Source organism: Winslowiella iniecta (assembly GCF_001267535.1).
Taxonomy (GTDB): domain Bacteria; phylum Pseudomonadota; class Gammaproteobacteria; order Enterobacterales; family Enterobacteriaceae; genus Erwinia; species Erwinia iniecta.
Genome location: NZ_JRXE01000001.1, coordinates 156,597 through 174,044, shown reverse-complemented (window position 1 = coordinate 174,044; position 17,448 = coordinate 156,597). Strand labels below are relative to the sequence as shown.

The 17,448-nt window shown below is 54.4% G+C and carries 13 protein-coding genes and 1 pseudogene; 10 read left to right on the top strand and 4 right to left on the bottom strand.

What is annotated here, in order from left to right; genetic code table 11:
• Window positions 1-107 precede the first annotated feature (107 nt).
• Complete coding sequence (locus NG42_RS00750) at window positions 108-887, top strand: SDR family oxidoreductase (RefSeq protein WP_052896730.1); 780 nt, start codon at window positions 108-110, stop codon at window positions 885-887.
• 41 nt (window positions 888-928) lie between these two features.
• On the opposite strand, the gene NG42_RS00745 is transcribed toward NG42_RS00750, so the two are convergent.
• Window positions 929-1,504, bottom strand: coding sequence for a DedA family protein (locus NG42_RS00745; RefSeq protein ID WP_052896729.1), 576 nt, complete (start codon window positions 1,502-1,504; stop codon window positions 929-931).
• 223 nt (window positions 1,505-1,727) lie between these two features.
• Here NG42_RS00745 and NG42_RS00740 point away from each other — a divergent pair, with 223 nt between their 5' ends.
• The 3 genes from NG42_RS00740 to NG42_RS00730 all read left to right on the top strand — a co-directional run bounded on the left by NG42_RS00740 (window position 1,728) and on the right by NG42_RS00730 (window position 5,995).
• Window positions 1,728-2,315 (top strand): Yip1 family protein, encoded by a 588-nt coding sequence (locus NG42_RS00740; protein WP_052896727.1) that lies wholly within the window; start codon window positions 1,728-1,730, stop codon window positions 2,313-2,315.
• A 178-nt stretch (window positions 2,316-2,493) separates the two neighbouring features.
• Window positions 2,494-3,429 (top strand): D-alanyl-D-alanine endopeptidase, encoded by a 936-nt coding sequence (gene pbpG / locus NG42_RS00735; RefSeq protein ID WP_052896930.1) that lies wholly within the window; start codon window positions 2,494-2,496, stop codon window positions 3,427-3,429.
• Between the two features lie 127 nt (window positions 3,430-3,556).
• Window positions 3,557-5,995: a DUF3772 domain-containing protein gene (locus NG42_RS00730; protein ID WP_052896724.1), complete on the top strand. Its 2,439-nt coding sequence runs from the start codon at window positions 3,557-3,559 to the stop codon at window positions 5,993-5,995.
• A gap of 124 nt (window positions 5,996-6,119) precedes the next feature.
• On the opposite strand, the gene dld is transcribed toward NG42_RS00730, so the two are convergent.
• Both dld and NG42_RS00720 read right to left on the bottom strand, forming a co-directional pair.
• Window positions 6,120-7,862, bottom strand: a complete 1,743-nt coding sequence (gene dld / locus NG42_RS00725; protein WP_052896928.1) for a D-lactate dehydrogenase — start codon at window positions 7,860-7,862, stop codon at window positions 6,120-6,122.
• 92 nt (window positions 7,863-7,954) lie between these two features.
• Window positions 7,955-8,650, bottom strand: coding sequence for an MgtC family protein (locus NG42_RS00720; protein WP_052896721.1), 696 nt, complete (start codon window positions 8,648-8,650; stop codon window positions 7,955-7,957).
• Between the two features lie 614 nt (window positions 8,651-9,264).
• On the opposite strand from NG42_RS00720, the gene bglX reads away from it, so the two are divergent.
• The 4 genes from bglX (at window position 9,265) to idi (ending at window position 14,441) form a co-directional block, all read left to right on the top strand.
• Window positions 9,265-11,562, top strand: coding sequence for a beta-glucosidase BglX (gene bglX / locus NG42_RS00715; RefSeq protein WP_052896718.1), 2,298 nt, complete (start codon window positions 9,265-9,267; stop codon window positions 11,560-11,562).
• A 53-nt stretch (window positions 11,563-11,615) separates the two neighbouring features.
• Window positions 11,616-12,488, top strand: coding sequence for an oxygenase MpaB family protein (locus NG42_RS00710; protein WP_052896715.1), 873 nt, complete (start codon window positions 11,616-11,618; stop codon window positions 12,486-12,488).
• A gap of 89 nt (window positions 12,489-12,577) precedes the next feature.
• Window positions 12,578-13,687 (top strand): suppressor of fused domain protein, encoded by a 1,110-nt coding sequence (locus NG42_RS00705; RefSeq protein WP_052896712.1) that lies wholly within the window; start codon window positions 12,578-12,580, stop codon window positions 13,685-13,687.
• Between the two features lie 220 nt (window positions 13,688-13,907).
• Complete coding sequence (gene idi, locus NG42_RS00700; protein WP_052896709.1) at window positions 13,908-14,441, top strand: isopentenyl-diphosphate Delta-isomerase; 534 nt, start codon at window positions 13,908-13,910, stop codon at window positions 14,439-14,441.
• 49 nt (window positions 14,442-14,490) lie between these two features.
• Here the strand turns inward: idi and NG42_RS00695 are convergent, their stop codons facing one another.
• Entirely contained in the window at window positions 14,491-15,960 is a 1,470-nt protein-coding gene (locus NG42_RS00695; protein ID WP_052896705.1) for an MFS transporter, read from the bottom strand.
• A gap of 248 nt (window positions 15,961-16,208) precedes the next feature.
• Between NG42_RS00695 and osmF the strand changes: the two genes are divergently transcribed.
• Both osmF and NG42_RS23180 read left to right on the top strand, forming a co-directional pair.
• Window positions 16,209-17,129, top strand: a complete 921-nt coding sequence (gene osmF / locus NG42_RS00690) for a glycine betaine ABC transporter substrate-binding protein OsmF (protein WP_052896703.1) — start codon at window positions 16,209-16,211, stop codon at window positions 17,127-17,129.
• 57 nt (window positions 17,130-17,186) lie between these two features.
• Window positions 17,187-17,448 (top strand): annotated as a pseudogene (locus NG42_RS23180) (ABC transporter permease); the annotation flags it as partial.

Sequence of the window (17,448 nt, the reverse complement as noted above, 5' to 3'; positions counted from 1 at the left end):
AAGCGCAACGAAGTGTAAATTAAGTTGAAGATTTATATAGTAAAACCCCGCATTAACCATAACGTCTATACTTGCAGGTCAGCCATAACTGAGTTCAGGAGGAAACCATGAGTAAGCCAACGAACAAAGTGGCCATCGTCACCGCATCGGATTCCGGTATTGGTCAGGCATCGGCCGTTATGCTGGCGCAGCAGGGATTTGATATTGGTATCACCTGGCGATCGGACAGTGAAGGCGCAGAGCAGACGGCGCAGCAGGTGCGCGATCTCGGTAAGAAAGCGGAAATCGAACAGCTGGATCTTTCCGATCCGCAGCAGGGTGGAAAGTCGCTGGAAAATCTGATCGCCCGGCTGGGACGCATTGATGTGCTGGTGAATAATGCCGGGGTCAATATCAAAGCCGATTTCCTTGAAACCACCTTCGAAGACTGGCGCAAGGTGTTTACGGTCAACGTTGACGGTGCTTTTGTCTGTGCGCAGATTGCCGCACGCCAGATGGTAAAGCAGGGCGAAGGGGGGCGGATTATTAATATCACCTCGGTGCATGAGCATACGCCGTTGCCCGGCTCAGTGGCCTACAGTGCCAGTAAGCACGCGCTCGGCGGGCTGACGCAGTCAATGGCGTTAAGTTTACTGCCACACAAAATTCTGGTGAATGCGGTGGCTCCGGGCGCTATCGCCACGCCGATGAACCAGATGGATAACAGCGATGCGCATCAGATATCGATGCCAGAAATACCGGCCGGTCGCCCTGGCGACACCCGCGAGATAGCCAGTATGGTGGCGTGGCTCTGTTCACAATGGTCGACTTACACCACCGGTCAGTCATTTATTATCGATGGTGGCTTTACCCTGGCGAATCCGCAGTTTTTTATGCAAAATCAATGATTGTGTTGGGGGCGACGCCAGCGTCGCCCCGATAAAAAAATTTATTGTTCCCGCTTATTTGACCAACGACGAAACGCCAGACGCACACCCCACACTAATACTATTGCCGCCACCAGCCACAGCAAATGTTTAAGGTGCTGATCGAGCTGATGCAACCACGGGGCAATCACCTGTCCGCCGACGTAACCCAGCGAAACAAAAATCAGCGACCACAGCAGCGCGCCAATAATATTCAGCAGAAAAAATCTGCCGGGCGACAAGCGACTGGCGCCAATAATCACCGGGCCAATCAGCCGGAAGCCGTACATAAAGCGCACGCCAATCACAAACAGCGTCGGACGACGGCGAATCATCTTATTGGCTTTGGCAATCTTGTCCTGATGCTTTTTAAACCGGCCGAGAATTGTCGTGCCGTAATGGCGACCAATATAAAACAGAATTTGATCGCCAAGGGTGCCGCCCAGCGCGGCGATCAGTACCACCCAGCCATAGCGCAGCAGGCCTTCGTGGGCCGCCACGCCGCCTAATAACGTAAAAGTTTCACCTTCGGCAAGACAACCAATTAACAGCGCCCAGTAACCGTATTGTGAAATCAGTCCATTTACATCGATATGCAAAACTCACCTTCCTGTTAATGCGCCTGAAGGGCTAATTTTATACCCGGATCGCGCTGGCTTCAGGGAAAAGCACCAAATTTCATACTTTTCCTTCATTGCCCGGAAAAATCGATGAAAAAACGTGCAAATAACCCACCGGAAATGCCAGCGACACGTATACTTGGAGTGAGTCCGCCGATCTCAGATGAACGCTGGCGGTTAGTCGTATCAGAGGAGTGATTTTATGAATCATGTCTGGGGACTTCTGGCGCATCCCAATCAGGAAATGCGCGAAATTAAGCAAGAGAACGAGAGCGTTTCGCACCACTATACCCACCATGTGCTGATTATGGCGGCGATCCCGGTAATCTGCGCCTTTATCGGCACGACCCAACTGGGGTGGAATCTTGGTGCAGGACGGACTATTCAACTTTCACTGTTTACCGGTATTGCCTTAGCGGTGCTTTTTTATGCCCTGATCCTCGGCGGCGTGGCGGTAATGGGCAAGGTCATTCACTGGATGGCGCGAGATTACCCGCAACGACCCACCCTGCAACGTTGTACGGTTTTTGCCGGTTATGTTGCCACACCGCTGTTTTTAAGCGGGCTGGTGGCGCTTTACCCACTGGTGTGGCTGTGCCTGCTGGCCGGCGCGCTGGCGATGGTTTACACCGGTTATCTGTTATATGTCGGCATTCCGATGTTCCTGAACATTGACCGCGAAGAGAGCCTGCGTTTTTCCGGCTCAACCCTGGCTATCGGTATCCTGGTGTTTGAAGTACTGCTGGCGCTGACGGTGGTGATTTGGGGCTACGGTTATCTGATGTTTTAATCCTGAGTGCCGCCGTCACCCGGCGGCACTTTGGTTACGCCCGGAAACGAATCTCCGGTAGGAATTTACAGATTGGCCGGAGTATGATGCAGCTGCCAGCCCCCGTGTGGCCTCACTTTTCACGGATGGCGGCCTGTGTATTGCACAGCAAAACATCAACCCGCTTAAGTTTGACACGATGCCTGCAAAAATCCGTTATTCGCTTTTGAGTTTAGCCATTCTTTTTTCTGGTCCGGGCATGCTGAATCAGGCCGTCGCCAGCCCCAATATCACCAAAATGTCCGCGGTTTCGCAGCCGGAAATTGCTTCTGGCAGCGCCATGGTGATCGATTTGACCACCCATAAAGTGATTTACGCCAGTCATCCTGACCGCGTACGTCCAATTGCTTCCATCACCAAACTGATGACCGCGATGGTGGTGCTGGATGCGCATCTGCCGCTGGACGAAAAGTTAACGGTTGATATCAGCCATACCCCGGAAATGCGTGGCGTCTATTCGCGCGTGCGTCTGAACAGTGAGATCAGCCGCAAAAATATGCTGCTGCTGGCGCTGATGTCGTCGGAAAACCGTGCGGCGGCCAGCCTCGCGCATCATTATCCGGGTGGTTACAATGCGTTTATCCGGGCGATGAATGCCAAAGCGCGTGCCCTCGGCATGACGAATACCCGTTACGTCGAGCCGACCGGCTTGTCGATTAACAACGTGTCCACGGCGCGCGATCTGACCAAACTGCTGATCGCGACCAAACAATATCCGCTGCTGGGTCAGTTAAGTACCACCCATGAAGATATGGCTAACTTCAGCAGCCCGAATTACACCTTGCCGTTTCGTAATACCAACCATCTGGTCTACAAACCGGACTGGAATATTCAGCTGACAAAAACCGGTTTTACCAATGAGGCCGGGCACTGTCTGGTGATGCGCACTACCATTAATCAGCGCCCGGTGGCGTTAGTGGTGCTGGACGCCTTTGGTAAATACACCCATTTCGCCGATGCCAGTCGCCTGCGTGGCTGGATGGAAACCGGCAAGGCCGCGCCGGTTCCGGCCTCTGCGCTGAGCTACAAGAAACAGAAAGCGGCGCAGGTTGCCAGCAACAATACCGTCGAGTAATCAGCATTGCCCGCCCTTGACTATAAATCCTATAGTTAAGGGTGTTGTAAAAGCATAAACTAACGCGCTGAAGTGCTGCGGCCTGATGCCGCGCCAGTCATCGATAACCGCATGGGTCGCTCTTGTTATGTCAACGTTGTTAACTTTTCTACGCGTGTGTTTACTGGCATTTATCACGCTGAGTCCCGCATTAAGCATCGCGGCAGATGCGGGTTCGCCGCCGACTGCCGATGGCGATGCCACGCCGAAGGTCAATGCGTCGGCTGAACTGCCGAAAATGCAGAAGATACTCGATAAAATTAAAGGGCAGGTTTCCGGCGAAACTAACGACGGCAAGCTGGGGCAGCTCAATGATATGGCGCTGGAACTTTCCGGCAATGCAGATACCCTTGGCCAGGCGTTGATTCCACAGCGGGCGCAGCTGGTTTCACAGCTGGCGGTACTCGGGCCGGCACCGACGGCGGAAAGCGGCGTGAAAGAGACGCCGGAAGTCACGCGCAAGCGCACCTCGCTGGAGAGCCAGAAGAGTAAACTGGACGATCAAATCAAGCAGGCTGAAGCGATCAAAAACAGCTCGCTGAATTTGTCGTCGCAAATTGTCAGCCTGCGCCGTGATGCAATGAAAACTCAGCTGGCGCTGAATTCCGGCAGTATCTTTGGCGCACGTTTCTGGGCACCGTTATTTGGCACGGATAATACCGATGGCGAAAAAATCAGTAGTTTCGCCGATGAGCTATCTGCAACCGCGGCACTGTCCTGGGAGCCAGGCTGGCGTTTCGGAACTGTCGGCTGGATTATTGCGGCGTTGCTGGTGGCGACCTTTGGTCGCCGCTATTCCGAAGAGTTTTTCGCGTGGATAAGCATTCATAAAATGCCGGAAGGGCGTCTGCGCCGCAGCTTCCTCGCCACCACTATCGCGCTGACCACGCTGGTGGCGGTGGTGCTGGCATTTAACTTTATCGATCTGGCGTTTACCCGTCGGGCAGAAGTGTCTGACGATGTGCAGGACTTTGTGGATAAGCTGGTGCAGTTAAGCGTGTTCTGTGGCCTGATTGCTGGCCTCGGACGCGCGTTTCTCTCCACCCGTCGTCCGTCATGGCGACTGCCGGCTATCTCGAATGAGGTGGCTACCGCACTGAAACCTTTTCCGCCACTTACCGCCTCACTGGTGTTTGTTTTCCAGACGGTAGAATCCTTTAACAGCAGCGCCGGAACCAGCGTCGGTACGACCATCTGGGCCAACGGCTTAACTGCACTGTTGGTTGGCGCGACCGCGCTGTCGATCAGTTTCCGCACCAGCCGTGCGCGCCGTAAAATGTTGCAGGAAGGGCTGCAACCGGAAGCGCGTTCCACGTTGGTGGGCCTGATTCAGCTGGCGATCACCCTGACCGGGATGGCGATTCTCGCTTCGCTGGTGATTGGTTATGTCACCCTGAGTCGCTTCCTCAGTTATGAGTTAATCTGGATTGGCATTGTATTTGGCTCCTTCTGGTTGCTGAGCCACTTAATTCAGGATGGCTGCGAAAGCCTGTTGTCGACCAATAATACTACCGGTAAACAGTTACAGACCTCGCTGAATATCGATGAACGCCATTTGTCGCAGGCGGCGGCGCTGCTGTCGGCAATTGGCAAAACCATACTGATTTTGTTTGCCGCTGTCGCAATTCTGAACGGTACGCTGGGCACTTCAACGCCGATTGAATTGCTCCAGAAAGCGGTGGAGTTCTGGGGCGGTAAAGGACTGGAGTCGCTGAATATTGTGCCGGCGCATCTGGTTAATGCCATTCTCTGTCTGGTGGTCGGCATTTATGTGCTGCGTTCGGTAAAACGCTGGCTGGATAAAGACTTTCTGCCAAAAACCACCATGGATATCGGCATGCGCGTGTCGCTGGTGACGTTGTTCAGTAATATCGGCTATGTGCTGATTATCTTGCTGACGCTCTCCACCATTGGCCTGCAATGGAACAAACTGGCGTGGATTGTCAGTGCCTTATCGGTCGGTATCGGTTTTGGTTTGCAGGAGATCGTTAAAAACTTTATCTCCGGCCTGATTTTGCTGACCGAACGCCCGGTAAAAGTTGGCGATCTGGTGAGTATTAGCGGCATTGAGGGTGATATTCGGCGTATTAACGTGCGCGCCACTGAAATTCAGCTTGGCGATAAATCGACGGTGATTGTGCCTAATTCACAGCTGATCTCGCAAAACGTGCGTAACGCCACGATGGGTAATGCGCAAGGGGTAGCGACCATTACACTGACCTTCCCGCTGGATATTGACCCGGTGCTGGTACGTCAGTTGCTGCTGGATGTGTATAACGAAAACGAGCGCATTCTTGAGACGCCGGAACCGTCCGTGTCATTTAAAGATCTCACCCCTGGCGGCATCGTGCTGAGCGTCACCGGAAACGTCGCCAGTCCGCGTCAGGTCAGCGGGGCGAAAAGTGATTTGCTGTTTGATATTCTTACCCGCTTACGCAAAGAGGGTGTGATGCTGTCAACGCCGCAGACCATGGTGATTGAACGTAAGAACGGCAATATGGTGCTGAAAGAGGCTCCGGAAGAGTAAGTAAAACTCAGGAGGAGCCGTTTTCGACTAATGCTGGTCACTTAAGCATTTCTGGCATCCGTTTTTTCGTAGAGGCGGCGTTCTCGCCGCCTGTCCTGATGGCATGCGTGGAGGTACAGCATTTTCAGCTCTCTTTCTGCACGTCCTTGCCGCAGTCGCACCCTCCCCAGTGTTTCACTTTACTGGTTTTACCAATTCCCGGATTAAAACTGTTGGTCGGATCAAGCTGCTGATAAAACGCTTTTAGCTGTGGTTTCGCCTGATACAGATGACCCACGTTATGTTCTGCCGGGTATTCCGCGCCGCGCGCCGCGAGGATCGCCAGCATTTTTTCTTTCAGCGCATGAACATCAACACCTTTCCTGACGATGTAATCCTGATGGAAAACATGGCACATAAAGTGGCCGTAATAGAGACGCTGCACCAGCGCATTATCAAACTCCGGCGGCAGCTGCTCAAACCAGTCGCGGTCGTTGCGGCGCAGAGCAATATCCAGCGCCAGAATATCTTCCACTTCATTATGATGCACCGCGTGATAGCGCACCGCCGCGCCCGCCGCAGCAAAGCGATGTAAAAAGGCTTTTGCCCCTTCCTGCGAATCGCATTCAAAAAAGTCGCCATCGGCCTGCTGGAAGTACTGTTTCAAATATTCACGCGCTTCGTTTACCCCGGCACCGGACATTTTCAGCATCAGATGATGCTCAAAGCGATCGCGATACTGCTTCAGCCGTTTCGGCAGATGGGAAGGTAACCATGAGCTGACTTTTTGTAGCAGGCGATCGCTGGCATTGGGCTTGAGAAAACTCAGACGATTAAGCAGCGCATCGGCGCGGCCTTTCAGGGTGAAAAACAGCGGCATTTTGTCGGTGCCGAGCTTATCAATCATCACAAAGGTATCTTTACCGTACACTTCAGCGATATCAAAAATATCGCGGTGCATATACTCACCGGCGACCGGCAGATTGTTGAAGTTAGTCAGCATATGGCGGCGCAAATCATCCAGTACCGCAGTGTGATTGGTGCCGATATAGAACACCTGCTGTGCGTTTTCGGCGGCAAAGGTATCGAGTCGTACGGCAAATACCGCCAACTTGCCGGCGCAACCGGAGGCTTCAAACAGACGGCGTTCATCCGCGTTAAAGCGGGAAGGGGTGTCGGCTTCCACGTCGCGTACCCGCTCTGCATAGTCACTGTCGGACGCATGACGATTGTCATTTAACACATCACTGGCGCGCCAGTTTTCATCATCCAGTTTGCCAAGAATCTGTTCGGGTGAGCTGCCGAGATTAATCCCCAGATGGTTAACCAGCTGCAATTTTCCCTGTTCATTAATACGCGCATACAGCGCCATTTCGGTATAGGCCGGGCCGCGTTTCACCAGCGAACCACCGGAGTTATTACAGATTCCGCCCATTACCGATGCGCCGATACAGGAGGAGCCGATCACTGAATGAGGTTCGCGGCCCAATGGTTTCAGCACTTTTTCCAGCTGATACAGTGTGCTGCCGGGGAACGCCAGTACCTGTTTTCCGCCGTCAATTAACTGGATTTTATCCATGCGCAGGGTGCTGATAATCACGATATCGCGCTGATAATCGTTGCCGTGCGGCGTGGAACCTTCGGTCAGGCCGGTATTGGCGGCCTGCATCAGAATAATTTTGTCGGCGTCGACGGCGGCTTTCAGCACCTGCCAGAGTTCTGACAAACTGCCGGGAAAAATCACCGCCAGCGCATCGCCCTCGCCGGAGCGAAAGCCCTTGCGGTAGCGTTCGGTTTTGCGTGGATCGGTGAGGAGATGGCAGTGACCGACGATCCGGGTAAATTCGGCAAGCAGGGTTTTATTGGCTGAGTTTTCTGAGGTATGCATATCCATTGTCCTGTTTTGTGTCACGCCATTACTGTAGCGCAACCGCATGAATACGGTGGTGAAAATCACACCACCGTATTCATGCTCAGTCATCAGGACGCCGTGTCGGCAATACGCCAGTGCACGGCGCTGACGCTTTTTTCCAGGCTGATACGACAAACAATATTTTCCAGTTCGCGCTGTGCATGCGCAAATCCGAGGATATCAGCACAAACTTCCAGCTGACCGGGGCGGTCAATATCGGCGCTGCATAAGGATTGCAGACGTAACGCCACGCCGTTCAGCGCCTGTAAAATCAGCGTGCGTACCAGAATTTCATCCTCGGTACCGCAGGTTATCTGAATGCGATAGCATTGCTCGGTATCCACTTCCGGCGCTTTCGGTTGCAGATTAATGCGCTGTGCCGCTTCACGCAGCAGGATATTGGCGCAAAGTAGCACCAGTGTGGCGGCGGTGGCATTGGCAAATTGCCCCAGCCCACAGAGCACACCCACCGCCGCAGAACACCACAGGGTCGCTGCGGTGTTCAGGCCGCTGATATTCATGCCCTGACGCATAATTACCCCGGCTCCTAAAAAGCCAATGCCGGAGACCACCTGCGCAGCAATCCGTCCCGGACTGTCCGGTGAGGTGCTGGCAGAACTTAAGATAAAAATTGCCGCCCCGGTGGCGACCAGCGCATTGGTACGCAGGCCAGCCATCCGTTGACGCCACTGGCGCTCAGCGCCGATCACTGCGCCAAGCAGAACTGCCAGCGCCAGATGCACGATAAATGGAGACCATGCCATAATTATTACTCACTTTTTGCGCGCCATCACGGCGGGCAGGGGAAACGGTTATGCGTAAACGCATCTGAAAGCGCTGAATCATCAGCGAGTTTTCAGCAGCACCGCCCCGGAGGAAACAGACTATGGCCGGGCACATTAATTGCAAAGCTAATTAACTGAGAGATAAAACGCATAATGCACCTTCATTCTGGGCGAATCCTGCCCGGAAAGATAAATGTTAAAACGGGATGCATCAGCGATAACGCTGGAGTGATGACATGACCCGCCGTGATGTACGGCAAGTAACGTATCGGAGACAGGTTAATTTGCCGTGGAGATTAATCGACTACTTTGACTGTCCAATGGGATTCTCCATGAAAATTTTGCCGGACTATAAGGGCTGCAGCACCCTCTGTAAAGGGTAAAAATGCAGCGGTTTAATCGCGGTTAAGCTATCGCAAAAAAAAGATTCTGCCGCTAGCATTGAGTTAAGCCATGAGTTTTCCGCTGGTTTTATCGTGGCGATGCGTTGTTGTTGGGTATCAGTCGCCAGATTGTGGCAAACTGCTGCCATCCTTGTTGCTCAGTTACGCAATAAATCGTTACCGCGCAGTTACTTGAGAGAAGCCAATCTGATGAAATGGATTTACTCTGTCAGCCTTGCTGTCACGCTGGCGATGCAGCCAGCTTTTGCCGATGAACTGTCTGCTCCGCACCCGTTAACCCCGCAAGCCCGTGACGCCTTTGTCAGCGACCTGCTGAAAAAAATGACCCTCGACGAGAAAATTGGTCAGCTGCGACTGATTACCGTCGGCCCGGAAAATACCAAAGAGGTGATCCGTGGCATGATTCAGCAGGAGCAGGTTGGCGCGATTTTTAATACCGTCACCCGGCAGGATATTCGTGCAATGCAGGATCAGGCGATGCAGCTCAGCCGTCTGAAAATACCGCTATTTTTTGCTTACGATGTGGTTCACGGTCAGCGCACCGCGTTTCCGATTCCGTTAGGACTGGCGGCCAGCTGGGATCTGGACGCGTTAGCCGATGTGGGGCGGATTTCGGCATATGAAGCGGCGGATGATGGGCTGAATATGACCTGGGCACCGATGGTGGATGTCACGCGCGAGCCGCGCTGGGGCAGGGTATCGGAAGGCTTTGGTGAAGATACTTTCCTTACCGCCGAAATGGGCCGGACGCTGGTGGAGTCGATGCAGGGTAACAGCGCGGCAGACCGCTACTCGGTGATGACCAGCGTGAAACACTACGCCGCTTATGGCGCGGTGGAAGGGGGCCGTGATTACAACACCGTGGATATGAGCCCGCAGCGCTTGTTGCAGGACTATCTGCCACCGTACAAAGCGGCGCTGGATGCCGGTAGCGGCGGTGTGATGGTGTCGCTGAACTCGCTAAATGGCGTGCCGGCCACTGCCGACAGCTGGCTGCTGAAAGATATTCTGCGCGATGACTGGAAATTCAAAGGGATTACTATCAGCGATCACGGGGCGATCAAAGAGCTGATCAAACACGGCGTGGCCAGCGATCCTGAAGATGCAGTGCGGCTGGCGCTGAAGTCTGGCGTCAATATGAGCATGAACGATGAGTATTACAGCAAGTATCTGCCGGGACTGGTTAAGCGCGGCGTGGTCAGTGAGCAGGAAATTGATGATGCCACGCGTCATGTACTGAATGTGAAATACGATATGGGGCTGTTTAACGATCCTTACAGCCATTTAGGGGCGAAAGAGAGCGACCCGCAGGATACCAATGCCGAAAGTCGTCTGCACCGCGCCGAAGCGCGTGATGTGGCGCGTAAGAGCATGGTATTGCTAAAAAACCGGCTGGAAACCCTGCCGCTGAAAAAAAGCGGCACGATTGCGCTGGTCGGGCCGCTGGCTGACAGCCAGAATGACATTATCGGTAGCTGGTCGGCAGCGGCGGTTTCCGGGCAGGCGGTGACGCTGTTGCAGGGCATAAAAAACGCCACTGAAGGTAAAGCGACGGTGCTGTATGCCAAAGGTGCCAACGTGACCGATAATAAAGGCATTCAGGACTTCCTGAATCTGTATGAAAATGCAGTGAACAGCGACACCCGTAGTGCGCAACAGATGCTGGACGAAGCGGTTGTCGCCGCGCAGAAAGCTGATGTGGTGGTTGCCGCTGTCGGTGAAGCGCGGGGTATGGCGCATGAAGCCTCCAGCCGCAGTGATATCACCATCCCACCGAGCCAGGTGAAGCTGCTCGACGCACTGAAAGCCACCGGTAAGCCGCTGGTGATCGTGCTGATGAATGGTCGTCCGCTGGCGCTGGTTAACGAGCATCAGCAGGCCGACGCGCTACTGGAAACCTGGTTCAGCGGGACTGAAGGTGGCAATGCGATTGCCGACGTGTTGTTCGGTGATTACAACCCGTCGGGTAAATTGCCGATGTCTTTCCCGCGCTCAGTGGGTCAGATCCCGATTTACTACAACCATCTGAATACCGGACGGCCTTACAATTTTGCTAAGCCGAACAAATATACCTCTCATTACTATGATGCTGCCAACGGCCCGCTGTTCCCGTTTGGTTACGGTCTCAGCTACACCACCTTCACGGTGTCGCCGGTGGCGTTGTCCGCTGCCAGCATGCCGCGTGACGGCAAGATCAATGCCAGTGTTACCGTGACGAATACCGGCAAGCGCGATGGCGCAACGGTGGTGCAGATGTATCTGCACGATCAGGTCGCCAGCATCAGTCGTCCGGTTAAAGAGCTGAAAGGCTTTAAGCGCATTATGCTGAAAGCGGGCGAATCACAAACCGTCACCTTCCCGATTGATGTTGATGCCCTGAAATTCTGGAATGCGCGGATGCAGCAGGTTGCCGAGCCGGGTAAATTCAGCGTGATGATCGGGCTGGATTCGGCAAAAACCGAAAATGCCGAGTTCACTTATCTGTAACCATCAGGCTGCTCAGGGGCGCAGGCTTCTGAGCAGCAATCAGCAGGAGCAGCATGGACTGGCTACGCGATAAAATTCAGCAGCAGGTTTTTCGCCTGAATGGTCTGTCGCTTAACGAATTTGATATCTCGCAGCCGCCGGGCGATGCGGGTTTGTATGGCCCGGACAGCGTTATCTGGCGGGTGCACGGTGATTTTACTTCGATGTTGTGCGGCGGTATCAGCGCGTTATTGATGCAGATGCTGCATCCGCTGGCGCTGGCTGGCGTCTGGGACCACTCGACGTTTCGTGATGATATGCTGGGGCGTTTACGCCGTACCAGTCAGTTTGTCGCGGTAACAACCTTTGGCAATCGCGCCGACGCGCATACCCTGATTGAACGGGTCAGGCGTATCCATTTACAGGTTACCGGCGTGGATGCTGAAGGCAATGCCTATGCCGCCAGCGATCCGGCGCTGCTGACCTGGGTGCATGTGGCGGAAGCCAGCCGCTTTCTGGCCGCGCATCTGCGCTATAAAAATCCCCGGCTTAGCGCGCAAGAACAGGATCGTTACTACGCCGAATCGGCACGGGTTGCCGAAGCCCTCGGTGCGCGTGATGTGCCAAAAAGTCAGCAACAGATAGCGGATTACTTGCAGTCAATGCGCCCGCAGTTGCGCTGTGATGCGCGCACGCGGGAAGTGACTCGACTGCTGATGAATGCCCCAGCGCCCAGCTGGCAGGCAAAGCCGGTAATGAAAACCATGATGCTGGCCGGTATCGCACTATTACCGGACTGGGCGCAGCAACAATCGGGTTTTCGCTTCTCACGCCTGCAACGTTTCAATATCGACAGTCAGATCGCCCTTATCGCCGGCGGACTGCGCTGGTCGGTGCGCAACGGGGCTTATCAACGCGCGATGCGGCGGATGGGCCGTGATTTTTGAGAGTTTTACCCTTGTGCTGACGTGGCGCTAAGGGAGATCCTGCTCTATTCTCGGGGAAAAAGGATTCCTCCACGCTACGTTGAGGCTATATGACACAGTCGCATCTGATTGCTGAGGTCGCTAATCAGCAACAAACGCTCACCGCCGTCATCGAACAGGATGAGCGTGCTGCCTACTTCTATATCTGGCCTGCCGAGCCGTTTCGCGCGCAATTTGCCGTGCGCGGCTGCTGGTTACGCAATCTGTTACCCGCTCCTCAGCAGGAGGATCGTCAGGCCATGGAGCAGGGGATTGCGCCGCTGCTCAGTGCCGAATATTGCCGGACGCTGGAAGCGGAACCGCCTCTCGATGCCGCCGGTATCCAGATTATCTGGGAGCCGACCGACGACGGTGCGGCGGTATGGTATCAAGGGCAACTGCTGGCGGTGATTCCGGGCTGGAGTCTGTACCAGGATCAGCAAGTCAGTTTCTCCGCCGGCTGCATTAAACAGAACCGGCTGACTGCGCCGCTGGGTTCAGCCTCCACCAATGAACATTATGCACGCGCCGAGAAACATCGTCTGTTCTGGCGTGACTGGCATGACGGCCATCTCTGGCAGCCGATGCAGCACGAGATGCTGAAATGCTATGAGGCGCAGTATGGCGAGTCGCTGAAATATTACGCTATCGACCAGGGCAACTGGCCGCCGATGGCAATTTCCCAGCACTATCATCAGGGCGTCTGGTATTTCCTGACCCTCGGAATGAGTATCAGGCCGATGCCGTGGGTCGATTTCCTCTATGAAGATTTGTCGCCGCAGTATCGTCGCACTGAACTGGCGATGGCGATTGATGCTGAAGTGATGACCGAAGATAACGCGGTGCAGATGGCCAGCGCACTGGCCGGTTTCGCCCATCTGCCGTGGGCAAGGCTCAGCTGGGTTGGCGAAGGCCACACGCTGGAATCTTCGGTGGCACCGGTTGGTTTTGAAGGCTTTATCATTTCGGCTGCACTGGCGCGTGAAGAGGGGCAGATCCCGCTGCCGAAGCGCGAAGGTGAGAAAGTAAATCTGCTGTGGGCCAGCCCGGTGACTACGGCGGAACGCGAGTTTGCTCAGGCCGACGAAAATGGCGGTTATCAGCTGGTCGCGCGTCTGTTGCAGTACGGTTCCGGTCATATCTTCCGCCCGCGTCAGCAGGTGGTGGAGATTGACAGTTAATTCATCAGTTATCGAGCATGCCTGTCAGGTTTTCCCGGTTCCTCCGGCAGCAGAAGGGGCAGCCGCTTTAATGCTCATTACCGCAGGCATTAATATAATTTCAGCCGAGATAATCACCGACATGATTTATTGATGCTATTTGTCATACTTTGCACGATTTTATGCGGCAAACATGGCAAAGGATATGCCAGAATAGTGAGATTAGTCTTAAGGAGCCGCTATGTCCGCGATTGAAGTTATCCTGGTCGATCACCTCGATCGCCCAACCGGCAGAATGGAAAAGCTGGAAGTACATGAAAAAGGATTGCTGCATCGTGCAGTGACGGTGTACGTGTTTAATTCCCGACATCAGCTTTTACTGCAACAGCGCGCCAGTGATAAGTATCACTGCGGCGGGCTGTGGAGCAACACCTGCTGTGGTCACCCTTATCCGCATGAATCCACTCAGCATGCCGCTGAACGACGCCTGTTTGAAGAGATGGGGCTGCGTCTGACGCTGACGCCGATGTTTGAGCTAAGCTATAACTTGCCAATGAGTAACGGGCTGACCGAACATGAATATGGTCATGTCTACTTTGCCATCAGTGATGATCTGCCGCGTCTGAATCCGCAAGAGGCCGATAGCTGGCGTTACGCTGACGTTGAGTCGGTCAGTGAAGAGATCGACCGCAATCCGCTGGCGTTTACGCCGTGGTTTTTACATACCTTTGCGCGCATTCCTGAGCAGCTGAAACGCTTTACCCGCAAAACCTGACGCTGCCGGTTGCGCGATAAATGGCCGGGTGATCCCCGGCCAGCCGGAATTAACCGGCAAAATCCTCCGCATCCACATCGTAACCTGACGGTTCCCAGCGAATCAGCAGCAGCGCCATCAAGCCTGCCAGCGGTGCCAGAGCGATCACCCAGAACACGCCGGTATCCAGCGTGGCCGCCAGCAGCGGGAACAGAAACAGTGACAGCGTGGAACTGGCGCGCATCAGCGTCTGATTAAAACCGACACCCACGCCGCGCAGGGAAGTCGGATAGCTGAGTGAGGCGTAGGTCATAGTATGCGAACCGGGGCCAAAGCCCTGACCCAGCAGGAACAGCGCCAGCATAGTCATCGCCAGCGCGGCTTCCTGACCGCCTTCCGGTCTGCCAATCATCGCCAGCCCGACCAGCGCAGCCAGCTGGAAAGCGTAACCCAGCACCGTCATTTTCCACGCGCCAAAGCGCGGCACCAGCCGCACCGCCAGAATGCCGCCAACAAAGGCAAACAGCAGGTTCAGCGCCAGCGAGACCAGAATAGTGGTCAGCATCGACTGGGCAAAAAAGCTGAAGATAATCACCGGCAGGCCAAACGCCACCGCGTTATACGCGAACGACGAAGCGACCGAGATCACCGTCGCCAGTATGGTACGCCTCAGATAGATTCCCTTCAGCAATTCACCGTAGTTACGCCAGCTGGCGCGACGCGGCGGTCTGGCCGGCGTCAGGTCAGCATTGTCGGCCACCTGCGCATTAATGCCATAAGAGCTGCGCAATATCTGCGCCGCGCCGTGCAGATTACCCTGATTCGCCGCCCATACCGGTGACTCACTCATATAACGACTGCGAATCGCGATAATAATCAGCGCCGGAACGGCACCAAAACCTAAAATCAGCCGCCACAACCAGTCGGTATGGCTTTCCGGCAGTACCGCATACAGCAGCAGCACCAGCAGATAGGAGACACTGATGGCGGCGTACCAGGTCGGGCACCACATGGCAATACTGGCGGCTTTATTACCGCGTCCCTTTAATTTGGAAAACTCCGCCAGAAACGCCATCGCGACCGGCAGATCAATGCCGACCCCCAGCCCCATCACAAAGCGTGCACCTGCCAGCACATACTCGTTTGGCGCGAAGGCACACGCCAGCGCCGCAAAAACAAAGAAGAACATATCGGCCATAAATACCCGATAACGGCCAATTTTATCGGTGAGATATCCGCCAATCAGCGCGCCGACAATCGCGCCAAAGGTGATCGCCGAGGCCACCATACCGGTGCCCGCCGGGGTCAGATTAAATTCGCGCGTAATGTCTTTAATCCCAAATGCCAGCGCGCCAAGGTCATAAGCGTCAAGAAATACGCCGCCCAACGCGATGCCAATCACGATGCGGGCATTGCTGCGCGCCTGCGTGCTGTCATTTACCAGCTGCGAGACGTCAGCGGCACTCCGTATCATTTCCGCCTTGCCAGACGGTACTTCCCCTGCCGACGCGACGTGCGCCGAAGATGTGATTTCAGACATGATGTTATGAACGCATTATTAGAATTGAATCAACAGCATACTTAGCAGCAGACGCGGATTAAATTCTTTCTGGTTATAGGTAATAGCCAAATGAATGTTGCAAATCCTGTTACGCCACTAAAGGATTGATTCCGCTGCGGCGTCGGCAAATTAGCCCTTCCTGCAAGTGACGAAGGCGAGTTTGCGCTACGCTTTTATGGCCTGTTTACGGCTACCGTCTGTCTCATTGAACTTAAGGATAAATAAAGATGGCTTTCAATACATTGCGTAGCGGTTTGCTGGGATTTGCCGCACTGATGACGCTGGCGGGTACCGCCTCTGCCGCTGATGCGGTGCGCGTGGGCTCGAAAATTGATACCGAAGGCTCATTGCTGGGAAATATTATTTTGCAGGTGCTGGATAAACACGGGGTAAAAACCGTCAATAAAGTTCAGCTCGGCAATACTCAGGTAGTGCGCGGTGCCATTACCGCCGGAGAACTGGATATTTATCCGGAATATACCGGCAACGGCGCGTTCTTCTTTAATGATGAGCAGGATGCGGCATGGAAAAATGCCACAGCCGGCTATGAAAAGGTGAAAAAACTCGATCAGCAAAAAAATCAGCTGACGTGGTTAACTCCGGCACCGGCGAATAATACCTGGACCATTGCGGTGCGCAGCGATATGGCGCAGAAAAATAAGTTGAACTCGCTGGACGATCTCAGCCGCTATCTGAAAGAGGGGGGCGAGTTCAAACTGGCGGCATCAGCAGAATTTATTGAGCGTGCGGACGCGCTGCCAGCTTTCCAGAAAGCCTATGGCTTCCAGCTAAAACAGGACCAGCTGTTATCGCTGGCGGGTGGCGATACGGCAGTCACGATTAAAGCCGCGGCGCAGCAGACGTCCGGGGTTAATGCCGCCATGGCCTATGGCACCGACGGCCCGGTGGCAGCACTGGCGCTGCAAACCCTTAGCGATCCGAAAGGCGTGCAGCCGATCTATGCGCCAGCGCCGGTGATCCGCGATGCGGTGCTTAAACAGTATCCGGATATCGGCAAATGGTTGCAGCCAGTCTTTGCCTCACTGGATGAAAAGACCCTGCAACAGCTAAACGCGAAAATTGCCGTTGAAGGGCAGGATGCGAAAACGGTCGCTGCGGACTACCTCAAACAGAAAAATCTGTTGTAAACCACTATTATAACCTGAGCCGGAAGCGTGGAGCGCTTCCGGCAAAATGGAGAAATTTTGCCAATCAAACGTTATAACCGGGTACTGCTGACGCTGACGCTACTGCTGGGCATTGCCCTTGCCGCGTTACCCTTTCTGACTTACGCCCCCAATCGCCTGGTTTCTGGTGAACCGCTGGCGCTCTGGCCGCTGCTGCAAGGCAGCGACAGATTGCTGCTGTTGCCGGTTGCCCTGTTGCTGTTATGTGCCTGGCTGCCGCTAAACCGGCGCAACCTTGCGCTGGTGGTGATACTCAGTGAAATTCTGCTGACCCTGATGC